Source organism: Klebsiella sp. HC6 (genome assembly GCF_022605325.1).
Taxonomy (GTDB): domain Bacteria; phylum Pseudomonadota; class Gammaproteobacteria; order Enterobacterales; family Enterobacteriaceae; genus Klebsiella; species Klebsiella terrigena.
Window position 1 is genome coordinate 4,465,412 of the sequence record NZ_CP093276.1, and the last position, 21,447, is coordinate 4,486,858.

The window sequence follows — 21,447 nt, forward strand, 5'->3', positions numbered from 1 at the left end:
TAACCGCTGGATGTAAAGGAGACGTTATGCAGGAATTAATATCGCAAATCGCCGCAGCCGGCATCAAAATTACCCCGACGACCTCGCTCATTATTATCTTCGGCATTATTTTTCTGACTGCCATTGTTGTCCATTTAATATTGCACAAGGTGGTACTGCGGACCTTCGAAAAGCGCGCGCAGGCCAGCAGCCACCTGTGGCTGCAGATCATTACCCAGAACAAGCTGTTTCATCGGCTGGCCTTTACCCTTCAGGGTATTATCGTCAACGTGCAGGCGGTTCTCTGGCTGCAAAAAGGCAGTGAAGCCGCCGACATATTAACCACCTGCGCTCAGCTGTGGGTAATGATATATGCCCTGCTGTCCTTCTTCTCACTGCTGGACGTGGTGTTCAACCTCTCGCAAAAATTCGCCACCGCGTCGCAGCTGCCGCTGAAGGGCATATTCCAGGGCGTAAAGCTGGTCAGCGCTATTATCATCGGAATTCTGGTAATTTCGCTGCTGATTGGCCAGTCGCCGGCCATTCTGATTAGCGGCCTTGGCGCCATGGCCGCGGTCCTGATGCTGGTGTTTAAGGACCCGATTCTCGGCCTGGTGGCCGGTATCCAGCTCTCCGCCAACGACATGCTCAAGCTCGGTGACTGGCTGGAGATGCCGAAATACGGCGCCGACGGCGCGGTTATCGATATCGGCCTGACGACGGTCAAAGTCCGCAACTGGGATAACACCATCACCACCGTGCCGACCTGGTCGCTGGTTTCTGACTCCTTTAAGAACTGGAGCGGCATGTCGGCCTCCGGCGGCCGTCGAATTAAGCGCAGCCTGAATATTGACACCACCAGCATCCATTTTCTCGATGAGCAGGAGCAGCAGCGTTTAGTACAGGCGAAGCTGCTGAAACCCTATATGGACTCGCGGCATGAGGAAATCAGCCTGTGGAATCAGCAAAACGCCGCCGATCTCTCGGTGCTGAACCTGCGCAAGATGACCAATATCGGCACCTTCCGCGCCTATTTGCAGGAGTATCTACGCAACCATCCGCGGCTGCGTAAAGATATGACGATGATGGTGCGCCAGCTGGCCCCGGACGCCAACGGCCTGCCGATTGAGATCTACTGCTTCACCAGCACCGTGGTGTGGGCGGAGTATGAGAGCATTCAAGCCGATATTTTCGACCACATCTTCGCCGTGGTCGACGAGTTTGGCCTGCGCATTCATCAGTCGCCTACCGGCAACGACATTCGTTCGCTGGCCGGGCATATCGGCACCTGACCTCAGGTACTGGCGCGGGTAATCACGCGCCAGTCCATCATCACCCGCTCGGCTTCCGCCGTCGGGTTATCGATTTTCTTCAGCAGCAGGGTCACCGCCGTGCGGCCAATATCGCGCGACGGCTGCTCAACGGTGGTCAGCTGGGGCGAGACCATCTCCGCCAGCTCGGTGCCGTCAAAGCCGATCACCGCGATATCTTCCGGCACCCGCAGTCCGGCCTGGGCAATGGCCCGCAGCGCGCCGGCGGCCAGCGAATCCGCCACCGCAAAAACCGCATCAGGCCGCTCTTTCGCCGCCAGCAGGCTTTCCATCGCCGCCTTTCCGGCCGCCGCGCTGAGATCGCTGGCGTAGGCCACCTGCTGATAGCTGAGATCCCGCACGTGCAGCACGCTTTTATAGCCGCGCTCGCGCAGGCGGGCGTAGCGATAGCTCAGGTCGTGGTTAATCAGGGCGATTCGCTGGCGACCGCCCTGCGCCAGGCGCAGCACCGCCCCCTGCGCCGCGTCAAGATCGTTGATCCCCACGCAGGAGATATTGCCGGCATCGGCGTACTCGGCGCACTGCACCCAGGGCGCGTCGCCGATAAGCGTGGTCAGCTCCGGCAGGCTGGCGAGCGCGTTCATCGTAATCACGCCATCGACCATTTTCCCGGAAAGCAGCTGCAGCCCGGAGGTCGAGCGCGCCAAATCGGAGCCGGAGTGGCAGAGCAAAATACGATACCCGTGCTTTTCGGCCTCCTCTTCTATCCCCTTCACCACCTCGGCGCAAAAGGGATTGGCGATATTTGAGACCATCACCAGGATCATGTAGCTGCGGGCGGTGCGCAGCTGGCGGGCCAGCAGATTGGGCTGATAGTTGCTTTCCTCAATTGCCTGCAGCACGCGCTCGCGGTTTTTCGCTTTAACGGTCTCGCTGTTGTTGAGCACGCGCGATACCGTCGCCACCGAGACGCCCGCCAGACGAGCAATTTTCTGAATTGACATAGGGGCTGCACTTCCTGCGATAAGCGTAATATGACGCAGGCTATCATAAATGAGCGTGCCGCAGGCATCCAGCGTCGTCGGGAGCGGCGCGATGGCCCGCCCGGGCCGTAAAATCCTTCGCCGGGCCGGCCGCGGCGAAAACTATCAATTATCAGGGCTCTTATCTTCTGGCGTTTACGCTGTCTTTTTTTTATGCAAAATAGGGCTCAAAGAAGACGCCAGCGGTGCGTTAGCCGCGCCTTCGATAAATAGATAATTATTATATTTTCAATAAGTTAATAAACTCATAATTAGGGATGATGTTACCAATGAAATTAAAATCAACGATTATCGCTCTCGGCTGCGCGGCGGCCCTTCTTTCCGGCTGTAGCGCCTCAAAGCCTTCGCCCGAACGCCACGCCTACTACTTTGTCTCCCACCGCTCCGATTTTGTCGGCGGCAACTTTGCCGTCAATGTCCAGGATAATTACCGCTTAAACCTGCCGACGTTCAGCAAAATCTATCAGCTCGGCAAAGAGGATCGCGCGGCAGGAATGAGTGAAAGCGATGCCAGAAGCCGGGCCGAGCAGATTAAGCAGCAGGCCAGCCAGGGGACGAAGACCGAGCACTCTTTTGACGGTAAGGCGGACGATAAGTGGACCTCATCGATGGAAGATAAAGACGCCCAGCTGTTTGGCCGCGAGCTCTCCGGCGCCTATCTCGATGGCTATCTCGGCGTGAAATAGCCCGGCCATGCGCCACCCGAGGTGGCGCATCTCCCTCGCTACCGCTCTACGCTAACCCAGCGCTGCTGCTGATGGCTGCGCAAAATAGCCTCAACGATGTACATCACGTCCGCCCCTTCATAAAAGGAAGCGAACCGCCGGGAGCGCGCATCCGGCATCGCCCCGGCCCGCACCGCCTGGTAGAAGCTCAGCATCATGTTTTTGAAGGCGTCCGGCCAGCCCTCAATGTGGCCGGCGGGGAAGTGGGCGCTGCCGGCAACGTCGCGCTGCATCAGGGAGGGGTCATCGCTGAAGGTCTGATTGGGCCGGTCGCGCTGGCCGACCCACAGCCGCTGGGGGATCTCCTGATCCCACGCCAGGGCGCAGGCGCTGCCGCTGATTTCAACCGTCAGCTGATTCTTCCTGCCGGCGCTCACCTGCGAGACGCTGAAGCAGCCTTTACTGCCGTCATCAAAGCGCACCAGCACCGATCCCCGATCTTCGGTATCCACCGCCCGCTCCTCGTGGCCCCGGCCGTCGCCCTGCTGGCTGAAGGTGGCATCGCCCTGCAAAGCCGCCCGGCGGGTCGGCCACACCGTCGAGAGGTCGGCCATGACCTCGGTGATGCGGCGTCCGGTCATAAACTGCACCGTATCGCACCAGTGCGAGCCGATATCCGCCATCGCCCGCGACGCCCCGCCCAGCTCTGACTCCACCCGCCAGTTGTAATCGGTTTGCAGCAGCATCCAGTCCTGTAAATAGCTGCCGTGCGCCGAAAACAGCCGCCCGACCAGCCCTTCACGGATCATGCTGGCCGCCTGCTGGACCATCGCAAACTGGCGGTAGACAAAGCTCACGCCGTGCACCACCCCGGCCTTTTCCGCCAGCGCCACCAGCTCGCGCGCCTCCTCCGGGCGCATGCACAGCGGCTTTTCCGAGAAGACGTGCAGCCCGGCGCGCAGGATCTGGCGATTAATCCCGGCATGCAGATGGTTCGGCGTGCAGTTGTGCACCACCTGCAGGCCCGGATGCGCCAGCAGGCCTTCGACGCTACCGTAGGCATGGGCTACGTTCAGCTGCCGGGCCTTTTGCTCCGCCTGCGCCAGGCTATGGTCGCCCAGCGCCACCACCTCTATATCGCCCACCCGGCGCAGCGCCTCAATATGCGCCGGGCCGATAAACCCGCTGCCAATAATGCCGACCTGAATCATCCCTGCACCTCGCTTCCGGCGGCAAAATCGTCAAACGCGCGCCCGGAGGCCGGAATGATATGGCGGCGGATAAATTCGCTGCCCTCGCGGGCGCCGGCCTCAGCCTCTTTCAGGCAGCACTCCCACTCCAGCACCGCCCAACCGGCATAGCCGTACTCGGTGAGCTTGCTAAAAATCCGCTTAAAATCGATCTCCCCATCCCCCGGCGAGCGGAAGCGCCCCGCCCGCTGGAGCCAGTTCTGGTAGCCGCCGTAAACGCCACAGCGGCCGTCGCGGCGGAACTCCGCGTCCTTAACGTGAAAGGCTTTTATCCGCTGATGATAGATGTCGATGTAGGCCAGGTAGTCCATCTGCTGCAGATGCAGATGGCTGGGGTCGTAGAGCATATTGCAGCGCGGATGGTTATCCACCAGCTGCAGAAAACGCTCGAAGGTCACGCCATCGTGCAGATCTTCCCCGGGATGAATTTCGTAGCACAGATCCACTCCCTGCTGGTCAAAGCCGTCGAGGATCGGCCGCCAGCGGCGGGCCAGCTCGCTAAACGCCTCCTCGAGCAGCTGCGGGTTGTGCGGCGGCCAGGGGTAAAAATAGGGCCACGCCAGCGCCCCGGAGAAGGTCGCGTGCGCCGTCAGGCCTAAGCGCCCGGAGGCGATCGCCGCCTGCTGCAGCTTTTCGCAGGCCCAGCGCTGCCGCGCCTGAGGATTTCCGCGCAGCGCGGGGGGCGCAAAGCCGTCAAACGCCGCGTCGTAGGCCGGATGTACTGCCACCAGCTGCCCCTCCAGGTGCGTAGAGAGCTCGCTAATCACCAGCCCGTGCGCCGCCAGCCGTCCCTTAACCTCGTCGCAGTAGGTCTGGCTCGCCGCCGCCTGCTCGAGGTCAAAGATAGCCGGATGGTTGCACGGGATCTGCAGCGCCCGATAGCCCAGCCCCGCGGCCCACTCCGCCAGCCCGTCGAGGGTGTTAAACGACGGCTGCGTGCCGATAAACTGCGCCAGAAAGATGCCCGGCCCCTTGATAGTTCTCATCACCACCTCCGAAAAAATTAGCGCGGCTCTTTCTCGTTATACTGGAAAGAGAAAAGGAAAATCAGTGCGATAACCGCCGCCGCAACCGCCGGGATCCACCAGAAGGTGACCCACGCCTGCGGTACGGCCTGTCCGGCAACCAGCTGGTTATACAGCGCGCCGGAGATTTGCGAACCGAGCAGCATGCCGATGCCGTAGGTAAACATTACAATCATGCTCTGCGCCTGGCCTTTTACCTTCTCTCCCGCCACCCGGTCGGTATAGATAAAGCCGACGACGAAGAAAAAGTCGTAGCACACGCCGTGCAGCAGAATGCCGAGATAGAGCAGGAAGCGCCCCTCTTCGCTGACGCCGAGGGCAAAGAAGGCGTAGCGGACGAACCACGCCAGCATCCCCACCAGCAGCATATATTTCACCCCGAGGCGGCGGAACAGCAGCGGGATCACCAGCATAAAGACGATTTCTGACATCTGACCGAACGACATCGCGGTGCTGACGTCAGCCACGCCGGCATCCGCCAGGTATGAGGCGGTGTAGGCGTAGTAGGTCCCCAGCGGAATGGAGATCAGCGTGGCGCACAGGCAGAAGATAAAGAAGTGGCGCGTTTTCAGCAGCGCAAAGGCGTCGGCACAGAGCAGATCGCGCAGCTTTACCGGCATCCCCTTCGCCGGCGCCGGCGTATGGGGCAGCGTCAGGCTGTAGAGCGCCAGCGCCACCGAGCACAGCGCCGCAAGGCTGAAGATGGCGGTGGTGTTGGAAATACCGGTCACCCCGATGCAGATCCCGGCGATAATCCAGCCGATGGTGCCGAAGACGCGCACCACCGGAAAGGTTTTATCGACGTTCGCCAGGCTGTGGAAAGCGATATTATTGGTCAGCGCCAGCGTCGGCATATAGCACAGCGTATAGCCAAACAGCAGGCCGATCAGCAGCGCGCCGTTTTGCGCGACCAGCGCCTGCGGGACAAACCACAGAATCGCCGCCCCCGCCAGGTGCATCACCGCCATCACCTTCTGCGACGGGAAGAAGCGATCGACCAGCATCCCCAGCACAAACGGCGATAAAATGGAGGCAATCGGCCCGGCGGAGAACGCATCGCCGATCAGCAGCGCCATATCGTAGCGCGTCATCACCAGGCCGAGGGTGACCGACCAGCTCCCCCAGATAAAGAACTGCATAAACATCATTAACGACAGGCGCGGCACCAGAAACCGGTGCTGCACGCGAACACTTTCACGACCTTCAGCTGTTGATACCATTTTGATCGCCCTCAAAAAGTAATCGATTACAAAGTATCTCAATGGACAAAGTAATCGATTACAAAAAGAAGATCCTTAAGCAAATGCGCTAAGCGCGAAGAAGATCACAATAAAGGATTACGGCTCCGTCGGACGACGGAGCCGCGGGCGTTACGCCGGACGGCGCAGCAGCTTGAAGACCACAAACAGGAACAGGATCCACACCGGCAGCAGAACGGCCGACAGGCGCATTCCGTCGATCGTGCACATCAGCACCAGAATCAGCCCCAGGAAGGCGATGCAGAGATAGTTTCCGCCAGGCGCCAGCAGCGCTTTGAACTTCGACTCGCGTCCCTTACGACGCTGCGCGGCGCGGAATTTCAGATGCGCCATGCAGATCATTATCCAGTTCAGCAGCAGCGTCGCCACCACCAGCGCCATCAGCAGGCCTAGCGCCTTTTGCGGCAGCAGGTAGTTGAGCAGCACCACCAGGGAGGTAATCACCCCGGAGAGGATCAGCGAGTTGACCGGCACGCCGCGCTTGCTGACCCGGGCGAGAAACTTCGGCGCGTTGCCCTGCACCGACAGGCCGAACAGCATCCGGCTGTTGGAATACACGCCGCTGTTGTAAACCGACAGCGAGGCCACCAGGATGACGAAGTTAAGCGCGGAAGCCACCACGTTGCTGTCGAGATTATGAAAAATCATCACGAACGGGCTGCTGTCAGATTTAACGTCCACCCACGGATAGAGCGCCAGCAGCACCACCAGCGAACCGATATAGAACAGCAGGATACGGTAGACCACCTGGTTCACCGCTTTCGGGATGCTCTTTTCAGGATTCTGCGCTTCCGCGGCGGTGATACCGATAAGCTCCAGGCCGCCAAAGGAGAACATAATCACCGCCAGCGACATCACCAGGCCATGCCAGCCGGTGGCCAGAAAGCCGCCGTGACGCCACAGGTTATCGAATCCCGCCTTGCTGCCGCCGTGGCCGCCGAACAGCATCCACAGGCCGAAGCCGATCATCCCGACAATTGCCAGTACCTTAATCAGCGCGAACCAGAACTCCGCCTCGCCGTACAGGCGCACGTTCACGAGGTTAACGGCGTTGATGATAATAAAGAAGACCGCGGCCCACACCCAGGTCGGCACGTCCGGCAGCCAGTACTGCATGTAGATGCCGGCGGCGGTCAGCTCCGCCATGCCCACCAGCACGAACATTACCCAGTAGTTCCAGCCGGAAAGAAAGCCGGCAAACGGGCCCCAGTATTTATAGGCAAAGTGGGCAAACGAGCCGGATACGGGCTCTTCGACAACCATTTCGCCAAGCTGGCGCATGATCAGAAAGGCGATAATCCCGGCGATGGCGTAGCCAATCAGGACCGCCGGTCCCGCCATTTGAATAGCCGGGCCAATGCCGAGAAACAGGCCGGTGCCGATTGCGCCGCCGAGGGCGATGAGCTGGATATGTCGGTTCTGTAAACCGCGATGAAGCGTCGGGCCGCCGTGTTCTACGGTATCCGACTGCGTTGACGCGTCTTTCACGTCGATCCCCTGTCATTTTTAGTGAAGGGGCACCTTTTACACTTATGCTCGTCCGACTTCAAGCCGCAGATGCGTTTGTTGCCGGCAACGAGGGGCGAGCCGTCCGGGCCCGCCCCCGCGCTTTGGCCTTAGAAATCGTAGCTCATCGATACGCGAACGGTGCGCGGATCGCCCACCGACAGGTAGGTGCCGGAATCATCGACGCCGGACCAGTACTTCTCGTTGGTGACGTTAGTGACGCCCGCGCGCCAGACCATTTCATTGCGATCGGCGTTGAGGCGCATGCGGTAGCGAACGCCCAGATCGAGGGTGGTATAGCTGTCGAGCTTCTTCGTATTCGCCGCATCGGCGTACTGCGAACCGGTGTGGTTCACGCGAGCGGTGGCCGTCAGGCCCTCGACCGGCTTGATATCATACTCGGCCCCCAGCACCGCATAGAAGCGCGCCACGCCAACCGCGTCTTTTCCGTCGTTGACGCCCTTAGCCGTTTTGGTCTGCTCGGGATCGAGCCACTGCGTGCTGCCGTTGAGGCGTAGCCCCAGCATCGGCTCGCCAAAGACGTTCAGCTCGGCGCCGCGGTTGCGCTGCTCGCCGTCCAGCCCGTAGTAGCCGCTAGCATCGGAAATCGCGTTCGGCTTTTTGATTTGAAACAGCGCCAGCGACCCGCCGACGGTACCGTAGTCAACCTTCACGCCCACTTCATCCTGCTTCGAGTGCGCGATCCCGGTGCTCTGCCCGGCGTTGGCGGCGGTATTCGGCGCCACGCTGCCCGGCTGCAGCGCTTCGGTGTGGTTGGCGTACAGCGACAGCGTTTCCCACGGCTTGTAGACGAGGCCCACGGTCGGCGTCCAGCGGCTTTGGGTATAGAGCGAAGCGGGGTCCTCCACGCCGGTTTTATTGCTGTAGTTACGCACCACCACCTTCTGATGACGGGCGGCGGCGGTCAGCAGCACCTTGTCGTTGAAGAAGCCCAGCGTATCGCTCAGCAGCCAGCCCTGAGTGCGGCTGCGCGAGGTGGTCAGCGGGTCGAAGTAGTTGCCGCCAAACAGGGTGTTATCCGGCATCGGCACGTCGTGGCCGTCATAAATATTGGTGGTCGGGTTTTTCGTCGACATCCGCCACGCGGTTTTATCGCGCTTGATCTGCGCCGAGTAGCCGACGTTGACCTGATGGGAAATTGCGCCGGTGTTGAAATTGCCGCGCACGCCGCCCATGCCGCTGAAGGCATCGATAATCCGGTTGGTATCCAGACGCCCGGCGGTGGCGTCGCCGTTTTTATTCAGCAGCTTCGCCGTGCTGTAGGTGCCGGTCTCGTGCGCGTGCTGGCCGCCGAGGGCGCCGTACAGCGTCCAGCTGTTGCTGAGATCGTACTCCGCCTTCGCCATCCCGAATTCGTTTTCGATATCGCTGTAGCCCCACTTCTGGCCGTAGTTTTTGCGGTTATCCGGCACCGCGGGCACGAAGTCGACGCCGCTGACATTCACCCCCATCTCGCCGCCGTGGAAGGTTTTTTTCTGGTAGCCAAAGTCGAGCGATGAACGGAAGCGGTCGCTGCGGTAGTCCAGCCCCAGGGAGGCCAGCGTCGTGCGGCGGCGGTCGTTTTCCACCGCCGACTCACCTTCGCGATGCACCAGGTTGACGCGCGCGCCGAACTGGTTGTCGTCGCCAAAACGACGGCCGAGGTCGAGGCTGCCGCCGACCTGAGAATCGGAGGTATAGTCGACGCCCACCCGAGCGGTGGGAATATCCTCAGCCCGCTTCGGTTCAAGGTTGATCATCCCGCCGACGCCGCTGCTGGCCGCGCCGTTGAGCAGGCCGTTGGCGCCCTTAAAGATCTCCACCCGCTCCAGCATCTGGGTATCCATCACCTGACGCGGCACCACGCCGGCGAGGCCGCCCATGGTCATGTCGTCGCCGTCGAGCTTAAAGCCGCGAATGCGGTAGGTTTCGGCAAAGTTGCCGTAGCCCTGCACCGTCTGGATCCCCGCATCGTTGCCGACCACGTCGGCAATGGTGTGCGCCTGCTGGTCCTGAATCAGCTTTGCGGTGTAGCCGATGACGTTAAAGGGGACGTCCATCGCCTTTTGTTCGCCGAGCATGCCCAGTCGGCCGCCGTGGGCAATCTGCCCGTCGAGGAAGGCCGGAACCACCAGGTCGCCGCCGGCTTTAAAGTCGCCGCCTTCGCTCGCCTGGACGACCATAACCTCTTCGTTTTTTTTGCCGGCGCTGGCGTCGTCCGCCGCCGCAGCGCCCTGGGCTATGGCGCCAATCGTTAACGCCAGCAGCGTTTTACGCAGCGGAAAGGATGAAGTATCAGTGACGTGCATAATGTGTCCCGTGGAGGAGAAAAAGAAGTGAAACAAAGGGCCCGCTGCCGGGCCAATTTTATTTATTTACTCGTCAGGTCGATGCGGGCAACGCTGTCCGGGCCTTTGGTCGAATGATCTTTATTAAACGGCTGCTTGACGGTCACAAACAGCGTCTGACCATCGGCAGAGAGCAGCAGGCTGTTGGGGTTGGCCGGGATATCCCACTGACGCTTCTGCGCATAGCTGGTGCCGTCGAGGCTGATGACCTTGCCGGACTCGCGCTGGGAGATATAAATCTCATTGCGTTTCGGGTTGAACAGCACCGCCAGAGAGTCGCCCACGTCGAGCTGCTTAATCACCTTGCCGCTGTGAATATCCAGCACCAGGGTGGTTTTCGCTTTTGAGTTATCGGTGACGAACAGGCGGCCGGTCTCGCTATCTTCGGCGATATTCAGCAGCAGCGCCGGCTTGTCGCCCAGCGGCTTCCAGCGCTGTTCAATACGGTTATTGCGCGGGTTGATCACGAGGATTTCCCCGCCGCCGTTGGCCGCATACAGACGCCCGGTTTGCGCGGAATAGTGCAGGCCGGTCATCCATTTGCCGGTATTTTTAATCCGCGCTTTCAGCTTCAGCGTATTGGCATCAACCACCCAGATTTGCGCCGGGTCGGCAACCGCCCCCACGTAGAGGGTATCGTTCAGCAGCAGGATCTGGCGCGCGCCGTACGGCAGCCCCTTCTCGTTGCGCTCGCTAAACAGCAGGCGCTTTTTGACTTTGCCGGTGGCGGTGTCAATGGCGCTGATGCCGCCGTCAAGCGAGTTGGTGACGAACAGCGTTGCGCCATCCGGCGTTATCTGGACGGCAAAGTTTTTCAGGTCGGTGTAGCTCAGGCCGATGGTCTTCAGGGTTTTCGGGTCGAGCTTATAGACCGCCCCGCCCTGCACGTCTTTAAAACCTTCGGCGCTGGCAACGTACAGCGCATCGCCTTTCGGGCTCAGCGCCATTTCATAGAGGCCTTCGGCCAGCTCGCGCTTCAGCGGCTGCGCCACGGTAGCAGCGGCGGCGCTTTCGACAGCCGGTTGAGCAACGGGAGGGGTATGGGTAGCGGCGCAGCCGCTTAAGATCGCAGAGATAGCCAGCGCGAGGGCCGGGATAGCGTATTTCACAGGAGGAATCCTTTACATAATCAATGACCTGATGGAAGCTCCTGGCCGATATTTTTTGCTTCAGCCTTGCCGTACCGAGCCCCACCCTATGCCTTCGCTGTTTCCCTGTGAGCGACTCACTGACGCAGGTTATTCCCTACTTAGCCTGCAAACAAAAAGAAGAATGAGAACTATACTCATTATCGACACTCAGGCAAGCGTAATCGCTTCCGTTGCGGGCAAAAACAATAATCTGCTGATTTTAGAACATGATACGCGGAGGGATTTGTCGCCGGATTAGCGCCGGGACGGGCAGCCGGATTTAACGCCTTCCGGACCGCCGCCTGCGCCGCCGTCCGGGAGGCTATCTCACCTTTAGTGCAGCTTGAGGTGCGGACGAATGATGCGGTTGATCCCGCCGGAGAGCATCAGCAGGCCGGTTTTCACGTAGCCGTGCAGCGTCACCTGATGCATACGGTACAGCGAATCGTAGACCAGGCGCGCGAGCCTGCCCTCCACCATCATCGGCCCCACCGGCAGATGGCCCATAATGCTCCCCAGAGTGGTATAGCCGGAGAGCGAGACCAGCGAGCCGCGGTCGCGATAGACGAACGATTTCAGCGGCCGGCCCTTCAGCTGCGCAATAATGTTATTCGCCGTGAAGAGCGCCATCTGGTGAGCCGCCTGGCCGCGCGGAGGAATAAATCCGCCCTCCGGACGCGGGCAGGCGGCGCAGTCGCCGAAGGCAAAAATATTGGCATCGCGCGTCGTCTGCAGCGTCGGCTCAACGACCAGCTGGTTAATCCGGTTGGTCTCAAGGCCCGCAATTTCGCGCATAAAGTCCGGCGCCTTGATGCCGGCCGCCCACACCATCAGATCCGCGCTAATTACGCTGCCGTCTTTGGTATGCAGGCCCTGCGCGTCGGCGCGGGTAATCAGGGTTTGGGTCATCACGTTGACGCCCAGCTTCGTCAGCTCGTCGCGCGCGGCCAGGGAGATGCGCTCCGGCAGCGCCGGGAGAATACGCTCGCCGGCTTCAACCAGGCTGACGTTCAGCGCCTCGTTGGTCAGACGCTTATAGCCGTAGCGCTGCAGCTCTTTCACCGCATTGTGCAGCTCGGCCGACAGTTCGACGCCCGTCGCCCCGCCGCCGACAATCGCAATATTCACCTTGCCGAGGCTCTGCGGGTTAGCCGAATGCCTGAGAAACAGGTTAAGCATCTGCTGATGGAAGCGTTTTGCCTGCTCGGCGCTGTCGAGAAAAATACAGTTCTCTTTTACCCCGGGGGTATTAAAGTCGTTGGAGGTGCTGCCCAGCGCCATCACTAAGGTATCCCAGCCGAGGGTGCGTTCGGCAACCAGCAGCTCGCCGTTTTCATCGCGCAGCTCCGCCAGGACGAGGGTTTTCTCGTCGCGATTAATATCGATAACGGCACCGTGCTGGAACTCAAAATAGTGCTTACTGGCATGCGCCATAAAGCTCAGGGCGTCCACGCCGGCATCGAGCGATCCGGTCGCCACCTCATGCAGCAGCGGCTTCCACAGGTGGCTGTGGCTGCGATCGACGAGGATAATCTGAGCCTTATTACGTCGACCAAGCTTATGCCCCAGCTGCGTGGCCAGCTCCAGACCGCCGGCACCACCGCCGACAATGACAATTTTTTTTAATGGCGCAGTCACTGCGACCTCCTAAAAATAAAAAACAAATGTTAATTAAAAATTATTAATTAATGTTTAATTAACAACAGTTCGCCGAATAGCGATAAGCAAAAGAAATAATTCCGCAGGCTGTAGTAATAATGCCGAAATGGATAAGCAGCCATTTTTAATCCGCTTATTATTGTACAAGTTTTCGCTGAATTCTCTGGCACACATATATGAGGTAAATAAAAAGGCCACTAAGTTGTTAGCTAGTGGCCGGAGGGAGGATGATTTAAATATTAGCCCAAAGTATTATTTTATTTGCGACAAGAGTTAAACCCTAAAGAGTATATTTCGTCAGGCCCGTCGGCTATTAATAGCGCACCATCACGGATTTAAGTTCAGTGTAATCATCAATAAACGCGCTGCCAAACTCGCGCCCGAGGCCCGAGCCTTTCATGCCGCCAAAGGGAACCGCCGGGTCGAGGAAGGTGTGCATGTTGATCCATACGATACCGGCATCAATAGCCTGCGAATAGCGCAGCGCCTTGCGAATATTATCCGACCAGACGCTGGCGGCGAGGCCAAACGGCGAGGCGTTGATGCGGGACAGCGCATCCTCTTCACTATGATAGCCAATAAAGCTGCACACCGGGCCGAACGTCTCTTCATGCATCAGGGTGCTGCTTTCGCTACGCACCCTGACCGCCGCCGGAGAGATAAAGTAGCCGTCGCCGGGCAGCGCTTCGCCGCCGCATACGATGGTGTCACCCTCTTCCCGCGCCGTCTGCAGCAGGCTCAGCACCTTTTCATACTGTACCCGGTTAGCCAGCGGCCCCATTTGCGTGCGCTCATCCAGCGGCGAGCCCGGCTGGAAAGCCGTCAGCCGCTGCTTCAGCAGATCCAGCACGCGATCCAGCTTGCCCTGCGGCAGATAAAACCGCTCGGCGGCGGCGCAGATCTGCCCCTGATTGAGATAGCCCGCTTCGATAACGCCGTCCGCCATCGCCTCCGGGCTGAGATCGTCGAGAAACAGGGCGGCGTTTTTCCCTCCCAGCTCAAGGGTGACGCGCTTTCCGCCGGCGGTCGCCGAGCGCTGCACCTTCTCGCCGGTCGCCACCGAACCGGTGAAACTGACCTTGGCGCAGGCCGGATGGCTAATCAGGCGCTGGGCTATCTCACCCCCCGCGCCGTTGACCACGTTGATGACCCCGGCGGGGATCCCCGCCTCCGTCGCCAGTTCCGCCACCCGCAGCAGGGTTAGCGGAGTGTATTCGCTCGGCTTCAGGACGATGGTGCAGCCGCAGACCAGCGCCGCCGCCAGCTTCCAGATGGCGATCATTATCGAGAAATTCCACGGCACAATCCCGACCACCACCCCGACCGGCTGGCGATGGGTAAAGGCGGTGTATTTCTCCCCGGCCATCGACGGCAGCGAGACGTCGAGGGTTTCGCCGGTAACCTTGCCCGCCCAGCCGGCAAAGTAGCGCAGGAACGCCACCGACTGATCCAGTTCGAGCATCCGCGCCAGCATGATGGTTTTCCCCGAACAGAGGCTCTCGAGCTGCGCCAGCTCTTCGCGGTGGGCCGCCAGGCTATCCGCCAGCTTCAGCAGCAGGGTGCCGCGCTGCAGCGCCGGCAGCGCGCGCCAGCCGGAGAAGGCCTCGCGGGCGCTCTCCATTGCCCTGGCGGCCTGCCCGCCATCCGCCTCCGTCACCTCAGCAATCGCTCTGCCGGTTGCCGGGTTAATCACCGCCAGCGTCCGGCCGCGGCCCGCCAGGGCTTCTCCGGCAATAAACTGCCCGTGGGGGCGGGCTAAAAAGGCGCTGACTTCTGCAAGTAAAGTGACTTCGTTCATCGGTGACACCCGTTTTTTCAGGAAATTCCCGCCATCACAGCACCTGCTTCGCGCGCTGAACATCGTTCTAAAGAACGTCATTCTTCCGAACGATATTCAGCCGGTGCCCGGCATGCTGTGATGTTGGTCTTAGCCAGGCGAGACAGGGTAACGCTATGAATATCAAAATCGATGCGCTGAACTACTACGGCGCGACGAAAAAATACCAGCTCCATTTTCCGGCGCTGCAGGAGGACATTGAAGCCGACGTGGTGATTATCGGCGGCGGATTTTCCGGCATTAACACCGCCCTGGAGCTGGCGGAACAGGGGATCACCAACGTGGTCGTACTCGAGGCCCGCCATTTAGGCTACGGCGGCACCGGGCGCAACGGCGGGCAGGTGATGGCCGGGATTGGCCACGACATCGAGGCGGTGAAAAAGCACGTCGGTAAAGAGGGGCTGGAGACGCTGTTTAAGATCTCTAACCTCGGCGCAGGGATCATTCGCGAACGGATTAAGAAATACAATATCGATGCGGATTTCGTGCCGGGCTACGGCTACCTCGCCTATAACCAGCGGCAGCTGAAAACGCTGCAGCAGTGGGAAAAAGAGTTCAAGGCGGCGACCCCGGATGAGGATATCGCCCTCTATACCGGCAAAGAGGTGCAGCAGATCGTCGGCTCCGAGGTTTACTGTGGCGCCCTCAAGCACATGGGCGGGGGGCAGATCCACTCGCTGAATATGCTGCTCGGCTCGGCGACGGCGGCGCACTCCCTGGGGGTGAAGATTTTTGAATCCTCGCCGGTAGTCGAGGTGAATTACGGCAAAGAGGTGCGCGTGCGCACCGCGATGGGCAGCGTGCGGGCGGCAAAGCTGCTGTGGGCCTGCGACAGCTTCCTCAACAATCTGGAGCCGGAGATCTATAACAAGACCCTGGTGACCTACTCCTGGCAGGTGTCGACGGCTCCGCTGTCCGATGCGCTGATCGAGCGTATCAGCCCGCTGCGCGGCGCCTTCAGCGATATTCGCCCGGTGATTAACTACTACCGCATTACCAAAGAGAACCGCCTGCTGTTCGGCAGCGCCACGCGCTATGTCGAATATACGCCCAACGATTTTGCCGCCTGGAACCGCACGCTGCTGGGGCAGGTATTCCCCTACCTCAAGGATGTCAAAATCGACTTTGCCTGGGGCGGCCCGATGGCCTGCAGCGCCAACCTGTTCCCGCAAATTGGCACCCTGCGCGAGCACAACAACGTCTTTTACGTTCAGGGGTACTCCGGCTTTGGCGTCACCCCCTCGCACATCGTGTGCAAAATTCTCGCCGAGGGGATCAGCGGCGGCTCGGACCGCTACCGCCTGATGAGCAGCATCCCCCACGCGACAATCCACGGTCGTGACAGCCTGCGCCTGCTGCTGGTCACCGCCGGAAAACTGATGCACCAAACCGCCGGCTACTGGAAAGGCCGGAGTTAACCAGGAGAACGCTATGCACGCTTTTAAACTCAATCAACCGGTCCCCGAACTGCAGCCTATCGGCAGCGTCAGCCTGCTGGGCGCCACGCCAACCGAAGGCGACCCGCAGGTTGCCGGGGCGATGATCTACGGCGAACCGCAGGATGCCTTTACCTGCGGTCTGTTTTCGTCCACTCGCGGGAGCTTTACCATGACCTATCCGTTTACCGAACACGCCACCGTGCTGGAGGGCGAAGTTGAGCTGACCGTCGCCGGCGGCGCGGCCCAGCGCTTCGTCCCCGGCGATAGCTGGTTTGTTAAGCAGGGAACCGAAGTGGAGTGGAAGATCCTCACCCCGCGCTTCGTGAAGCACTACCTGGCCAACGTCGAAGGCCGCTAGCTTCCCGCACGCCGCCCCCGACAGCGGGGCGGTAATCATGCACTGCGTCACAGAATCAACCGCCGCTCTCCACCTTCAGGACGATATTCGTTGAGCCGGATACCAGCCTAAATTATGACTATCCGGAATGGCTGTTCCCACGCGGCCACTCCCTGCCCTCCCCTATATTGCGCAGAGGTTGACTATGTTCAGTAACAGGCTCGCCCGCCATCTCGAACGCGGCGTTGTCGGCTTTCCCACCACGCTGGCCAGCTCCGTCGGGCTGATTATGGCCAGCCCGGTCATTCTGACCGTCACCAGCGGTTTCGGCATGGGCGGCGACACCTTCGCGCTGGCGGTGCTGCTGGCATTTATCATGATGCAGGCGCAGGTCACCACCTTTGCCGAAGCCGCGACGCTGATCCCGACCACCGGTTCGGTATATGACTATATCGCCTGCGGCATGGGCCGCTTTTTCGCCATTACCGGCGCGCTGTGCGCCTATCTGATCGTACATATTTTTGCCGGCACCGCCGAGACCATTCTCGCCGGGATCATGGCGCTGGTGAACTTCGAGTCGATCAACGCCCAGATGGCGGCGCACCAGAATACCTGGATGGTTGGCGTCGGGATGGTGGTGATTTTCGGCCTGCTGAACGCCGTCGGCGTCGAGGTCTTCGGCAAGGTTGAAGTGGTGCTCACCTTCGGGATGTGGACCACCCTGACCATCTTCGGCCTGTGCGGCATTTTTATGGCCCCGGTGACCCATCTCGCCGGCTGGTTCGGCACCCCGCTCAACGTCAGCGACATCTCCGGCCTGTTCGGCTATATCGGCATGGCGATGTTTATGTTCGTCGGCTGCGAGCTGGTGACGCCGATGGCACCGGAGATTAAGCAGGCCCACCGCACCATTCCGCGGGCGATGGCCCTCGGCCTGTTCGGCGTGGCGAGCTGCATGTTTATCTACGGCGCGGCGATTAACCGTCAGGTGGAGAACGTGGTGCTGGATGCGGCCAATAACGTCCACCTGCTGGATACGCCGATGGCGATCCCGGCGTTTGCCGAACGGGTCATGGGCCACGCCGGACAGTACTGGCTGGGCGTCGGGCTGCTGCTGGCGGGCTGCGCCACCATCAACACCCTGATGGCGGCGGTGCCGCGCATCATCTACGGGATGGCGCTGGACGGCGCCCTGCCCCGCTTTCTCACCTGGCTGCATCCACGCTTTAAGACGCCGGTGATCGCCATTGCCATCGGGGTGGCGATCCCCTGCCTGCACGCCTGGTATCTGAACGGCGACCTCGACCGCATCGTGCCGCTGATCCTCGCCGCCGTCTGCGCGTGGGGCGTCGCCTATCTGCTGGTCACCCTGTCGGTGGTGGCGCTGCGCATTCGCCGTCCGGACCTCCCCCGCGCCTACCGCTCGCCGTGGTTCCCGCTGCCGCAGATTATCTCCAGCGTCGGGATTATTATCGCCATCTTCAACATTACGCCGCCGGGAATGGACAGCCGCGAAGTGCTGGTGCCGTTCGGCATTATGCTGGGGATCACCGCCGCCTACGCCCTGTTCTGGACGGTGTGCGTCCAGCGCGTCAATCCGTTCCGACCGCTGGAAGTGGAAGAGGTGGTGGAGCGCGCGATGAGCCACTATGAGAGAAACGCTGCCGGGGAGATAGCGCCTGATGCCCTCCGCCCTCTGGTTTGAGACGCCGTTAATGAACGCCGTGCAGCGCGACCTCGCGGGCTGGCACAGCGAAAAGCTCAGCGAGCGGAGCGCGGTTTTACACCTCACGCCCACCGCGAAAGTGACCTATAGCGTTCGCCAGAAACGGCTGTTTATGGCGAGCATCCACAGCTGCGAGTTTGTCATCGAGGGGCCGCTGTCCCGGCCCGCTCAGGGCAGGATCCGCGCCCATCAGCCCGGCTGGCTGAAGCGCCGACCGATCCGCTTTAGCGGCAGAGAGGGCACCGCCGATCTCGCCGACTATCTCAATCGCTTTCCCAATCTGCAGCAGACCCTGAGCGAGCTGGACTACCGGCGCTTCTCCCTGACCTGCAGCGGGCAGCGCTGGCGCTGCGGCATTGAGCCGTGGGCGGCCAGCGAAGTGGTGTGTAAAATGCCGCCGCTGCGGCGCTATCTGCGGCTCGAAAAGCAGCAGCGCATGCTGCTGCTGAGCGTCATGAATATGCTCGATCGGGCCATCGGTCGGTGGATGCAGCGGGAGGGAGATTAGACGAAACGGGAGCGCGTCTCTCCCCCGCATTGGCGGAGAGACGCAGAGCGCTTACTGCAGGCCAAACCGGCTCGCCAGCTCATCAATCGCCCGGCGCTGGAAGCGGGTAAAGGCCTCTCGCGGCTGCTGCTGCTGAATAAACGCCAGCAGCGGATCCTGTACCTCGGTTTTTATCCCGCTCAGGGTTTCCATCACCGCCAGGCCGCAGAACGGCACGTAGGATTCCGCGTAGCCCCCTTCGTGCACCATCACCAATCTGCCGCCGCACAGGCGATCCGCCGCCTGCTGCACCAGCCCGGTCATAGAGCGAAAGCTGTCGCTGTGCAGCTGCATCCGCGCCAGCGGGTCCATGGCGTTAGCGTCGTAGCCGCAGGCGACGATAATCAGCTGCGGCTCAAAGCGCTCCAGCGCCGGAATAACGATCGTTTCCAGCGCATAGCGCCAGCTGTCGTCCCCGGCGCCGGCCATCAGCGGAATATTGATATTGTAGCCTTCACCCGCGCCGACGCCGCGATCCTCCTCTCCGGCGTAGCCCGGCGGGAAGCAGCCGTCCTGATGCACCGAGATGGTCAGCACATCGTCGCGCTGCAGGTAGATATGCTGGGTGCCGTTGCCGTGGTGCACGTCCCAGTCGAGGATCGCCACCCTGCCGAGGCCGTGCAACGCTTTCGCGCGCTCGACGGCGATGGGAATATTGGCGAGGAAGCAGAAGCCCATCGACTGGTCCGGCAGGCAGTGGTGCCCCGGCGGGCGCGACAGGGAGTAGGCGTTATCCAGCTCGCCGCGCAGTACCGCCTCCACGGCGGCGCAGGCCAGCCCGGCGGAGAGGCAGGCAATTTCATAGCTCCCCGGCCCCAGCGGCGCCTCTTTGCCCAGCATGCCGCCGCCGCTGTCGCTGATCGCCTTAAAACGCTCCAGATAGCGGTCGGGGTGGATACGGCGTAAATCCTCCTCGCTGGCGGCATCGGCGCTGCGCAGCTGCAGCTGCGGGGTCAGCCCCGACACGTCCATCAGGTTTTTCATCCGCCGCTTGGTTTCCGGCGATTCCGCGTGGCCGCCTCCCGCAGGAGGCTGGACCCAGCCGCCGACCGGCAGCGTCACCGCGTGCAGGCCGGTACTGTGCCAGAAACAACGTTCATCAAAGAAGAAACCGGTTTTTCTTTTCACTCTATCCTCCGTTGGCTAACCCTTTCCCGGCGGACGAAGCCGCGAGAATCAATCCTGCAGAGACCAGCGCGCAACCGCCCGCCGCGGCGAGCAGCGCGTCGGCGCTGGCGAAATGTTGCAGCAGCGCGCCGGCCAGCGCCGGGCCGGCCGCCATCCCGCCGCCAATCACCAGGTTGATGCTGTTCATCAGGCGACCGCTGTTATCCAGCCCGGCGACGCGCGCGAGAATAAAAGGCAGGACAAAGGTCCAGGTAAATTTGAACAGCACCGCCGCCAGCGCGAAGCGCATCAGCAGCGGGTGGCCGACCAGCAGCGCGATGCTGGCGATCAGCAGGGCGTAGCCCAGCCATACCGGGATGCGGTCCGGGCGCCGGGTGCCGCGCAGCGCCGCCCCTCCCGCGCCGACAATGCCGAACACCGTTGCCGCCGCCAGCACCATGCCAATGTGCGACGGGGTCAATCCTGCCGCGCTGCCGATGGTGCCGATAAAGGTCCACACCGCGCTGAGGCTGATATAAAAGGTCAGTACCGCCAGCACCGCCAGCACCTTGCGCAGCGGCGCCACCGGGGGGCGAAGGCCGGAGGCGGACATCGGCTGAAAGCGCAGAGGGAATGCCGCAACCAGCGGCAGGCAGCAGAGCATGATGGCCGCCAGGATCAGGTACACCGCCTTCAGGCCGAAGCTGGCAAACAGGCCGGGGAGGATCAGCAGCCCGAGCACCCCCAGCAGCAGCTGGCCGAGCACCCAGAAGGCATATACCCGCGAAGGGTTGGCGGTACCCGCCGCGCAGCTGATGCACAGAATCATCAGCGTGCCGCCCGCCAGCGAGGCGACAAAGCGGGCGATCAGCAGCGTTTCATACTGGCTGACCGTCGCCGAGACCAGGTTCGCCACCAGAAACACCGCGCAGGCGCACAGCGCGACGCGGCGCCAGCTGAGGCGGCTCATCCACCACCAGGCCGGCAGCGTCGCGAGGCTCATCGCCCCCAGCTCCGCGGAGAAGAGATAGCCGATTTGCCCGGGGCTTAGCCGCCATTCGCTGGCCAGCTGCGCCGCCACCGCCGGCGCGGTCATCAGGATCCCCGGCGCAATGGCGGCAAAGATGACAATCGCCGCCAGCAAACGTGCGGTGAAGACCAGCCCGGACGGCTGGGTTAAGGCGTGTTCGGTCACGGGCGTGCTCGACATCGTGATGCGTGCTCCAGTCAAAAAGTCTCCCCCCGGATAATTATCCAGGGAGTGATACCGTCAGGCATCAGGAAAACGCCGCGGTCGGCGGCGCGCGCGGGATGCGATG

At 61.2% G+C, this 21,447-nt stretch carries 17 protein-coding genes; 6 read left to right on the forward strand and 11 right to left on the reverse strand.

Features of this window, described 5'->3' with window-relative positions:
- Positions 1-26: 26 nt before the first annotated feature.
- Entirely contained in the window at positions 27-1,271 is a 1,245-nt protein-coding gene (locus tag MMW58_RS21655) for a mechanosensitive ion channel family protein (protein ID WP_159235990.1), read from the forward strand.
- Between the two features lie 2 nt (positions 1,272-1,273).
- Here the strand turns inward: MMW58_RS21655 and MMW58_RS21660 are convergent, their stop codons facing one another.
- Complete coding sequence (locus MMW58_RS21660) at positions 1,274-2,254, reverse strand: LacI family DNA-binding transcriptional regulator (protein ID WP_133596668.1); 981 nt, start codon at positions 2,252-2,254, stop codon at positions 1,274-1,276.
- 308 nt (positions 2,255-2,562) lie between these two features.
- On the opposite strand from MMW58_RS21660, the gene MMW58_RS21665 reads away from it, so the two are divergent.
- Positions 2,563-2,979, forward strand: a complete 417-nt coding sequence (locus MMW58_RS21665) for an Exc2 family lipoprotein (protein ID WP_133596666.1) — start codon at positions 2,563-2,565, stop codon at positions 2,977-2,979.
- A gap of 38 nt (positions 2,980-3,017) precedes the next feature.
- Here the strand turns inward: MMW58_RS21665 and MMW58_RS21670 are convergent, their stop codons facing one another.
- The 8 genes from MMW58_RS21670 to MMW58_RS21705 form a co-directional block, all read right to left on the reverse strand.
- Positions 3,018-4,169: a Gfo/Idh/MocA family protein gene (locus MMW58_RS21670; protein WP_159235989.1), complete on the reverse strand. Its 1,152-nt coding sequence runs from the start codon at positions 4,167-4,169 to the stop codon at positions 3,018-3,020.
- Entirely contained in the window at positions 4,166-5,194 is a 1,029-nt protein-coding gene (locus MMW58_RS21675) for a sugar phosphate isomerase/epimerase family protein (RefSeq protein WP_076944846.1), read from the reverse strand. The genes MMW58_RS21670 and MMW58_RS21675 overlap by 4 nt, the downstream gene beginning before the upstream one ends.
- A 17-nt stretch (positions 5,195-5,211) precedes the next feature.
- Complete coding sequence (locus MMW58_RS21680; protein ID WP_166646129.1) at positions 5,212-6,417, reverse strand: MFS transporter; 1,206 nt, start codon at positions 6,415-6,417, stop codon at positions 5,212-5,214.
- Between the two features lie 186 nt (positions 6,418-6,603).
- Positions 6,604-7,980: a phenylalanine transporter gene (gene pheP, locus MMW58_RS21685; RefSeq protein ID WP_133596658.1), complete on the reverse strand. Its 1,377-nt coding sequence runs from the start codon at positions 7,978-7,980 to the stop codon at positions 6,604-6,606.
- A gap of 128 nt (positions 7,981-8,108) precedes the next feature.
- On the reverse strand, positions 8,109-10,307 hold the full coding sequence (locus MMW58_RS21690; protein ID WP_241722079.1) for a TonB-dependent receptor: 2,199 nt from the start codon (positions 10,305-10,307) through the stop codon (positions 8,109-8,111).
- A gap of 62 nt (positions 10,308-10,369) precedes the next feature.
- The gene (locus tag MMW58_RS21695) at positions 10,370-11,455 is read right to left on the reverse strand and encodes a YncE family protein (protein ID WP_241722080.1); all 1,086 of its coding nucleotides are present in this window, start codon (positions 11,453-11,455) and stop codon (positions 10,370-10,372) included.
- A gap of 354 nt (positions 11,456-11,809) precedes the next feature.
- Positions 11,810-13,114, reverse strand: coding sequence for an NAD(P)/FAD-dependent oxidoreductase (locus MMW58_RS21700; protein WP_159235987.1), 1,305 nt, complete (start codon positions 13,112-13,114; stop codon positions 11,810-11,812).
- 334 nt (positions 13,115-13,448) lie between these two features.
- Complete coding sequence (locus MMW58_RS21705; RefSeq protein ID WP_241722081.1) at positions 13,449-14,933, reverse strand: aldehyde dehydrogenase family protein; 1,485 nt, start codon at positions 14,931-14,933, stop codon at positions 13,449-13,451.
- A 155-nt stretch (positions 14,934-15,088) separates the two neighbouring features.
- Here MMW58_RS21705 and MMW58_RS21710 point away from each other — a divergent pair, with 155 nt between their 5' ends.
- The 4 genes from MMW58_RS21710 (at position 15,089) to MMW58_RS21725 (ending at position 18,982) form a co-directional block, all read left to right on the forward strand.
- Positions 15,089-16,390 (forward strand): NAD(P)/FAD-dependent oxidoreductase, encoded by a 1,302-nt coding sequence (locus MMW58_RS21710; RefSeq protein WP_133596648.1) that lies wholly within the window; start codon positions 15,089-15,091, stop codon positions 16,388-16,390.
- 13 nt (positions 16,391-16,403) lie between these two features.
- A complete protein-coding gene (locus tag MMW58_RS21715; protein WP_133596646.1) occupies positions 16,404-16,769 on the forward strand; it encodes a cupin domain-containing protein in 366 nt (121 codons plus the stop codon).
- A 184-nt stretch (positions 16,770-16,953) separates the two neighbouring features.
- Complete coding sequence (locus MMW58_RS21720) at positions 16,954-18,453, forward strand: APC family permease (RefSeq protein ID WP_133596644.1); 1,500 nt, start codon at positions 16,954-16,956, stop codon at positions 18,451-18,453.
- Entirely contained in the window at positions 18,431-18,982 is a 552-nt protein-coding gene (locus MMW58_RS21725) for a DUF3156 family protein (RefSeq protein WP_241722082.1), read from the forward strand. The genes MMW58_RS21720 and MMW58_RS21725 overlap by 23 nt, the downstream gene beginning before the upstream one ends.
- 51 nt (positions 18,983-19,033) lie before the next feature.
- Here MMW58_RS21725 and MMW58_RS21730 read toward each other — a convergent pair whose 3' ends face one another.
- Together MMW58_RS21730 and MMW58_RS21735 are read right to left on the reverse strand one after the other, a co-directional pair.
- On the reverse strand, positions 19,034-20,149 hold the full coding sequence (locus MMW58_RS21730; RefSeq protein ID WP_241722083.1) for a class II histone deacetylase: 1,116 nt from the start codon (positions 20,147-20,149) through the stop codon (positions 19,034-19,036).
- Position 20,150: 1 nt separating this feature from the next.
- Positions 20,151-21,338, reverse strand: coding sequence for an MFS transporter (locus tag MMW58_RS21735; RefSeq protein ID WP_241722084.1), 1,188 nt, complete (start codon positions 21,336-21,338; stop codon positions 20,151-20,153).
- Positions 21,339-21,447 lie beyond the last annotated feature (109 nt).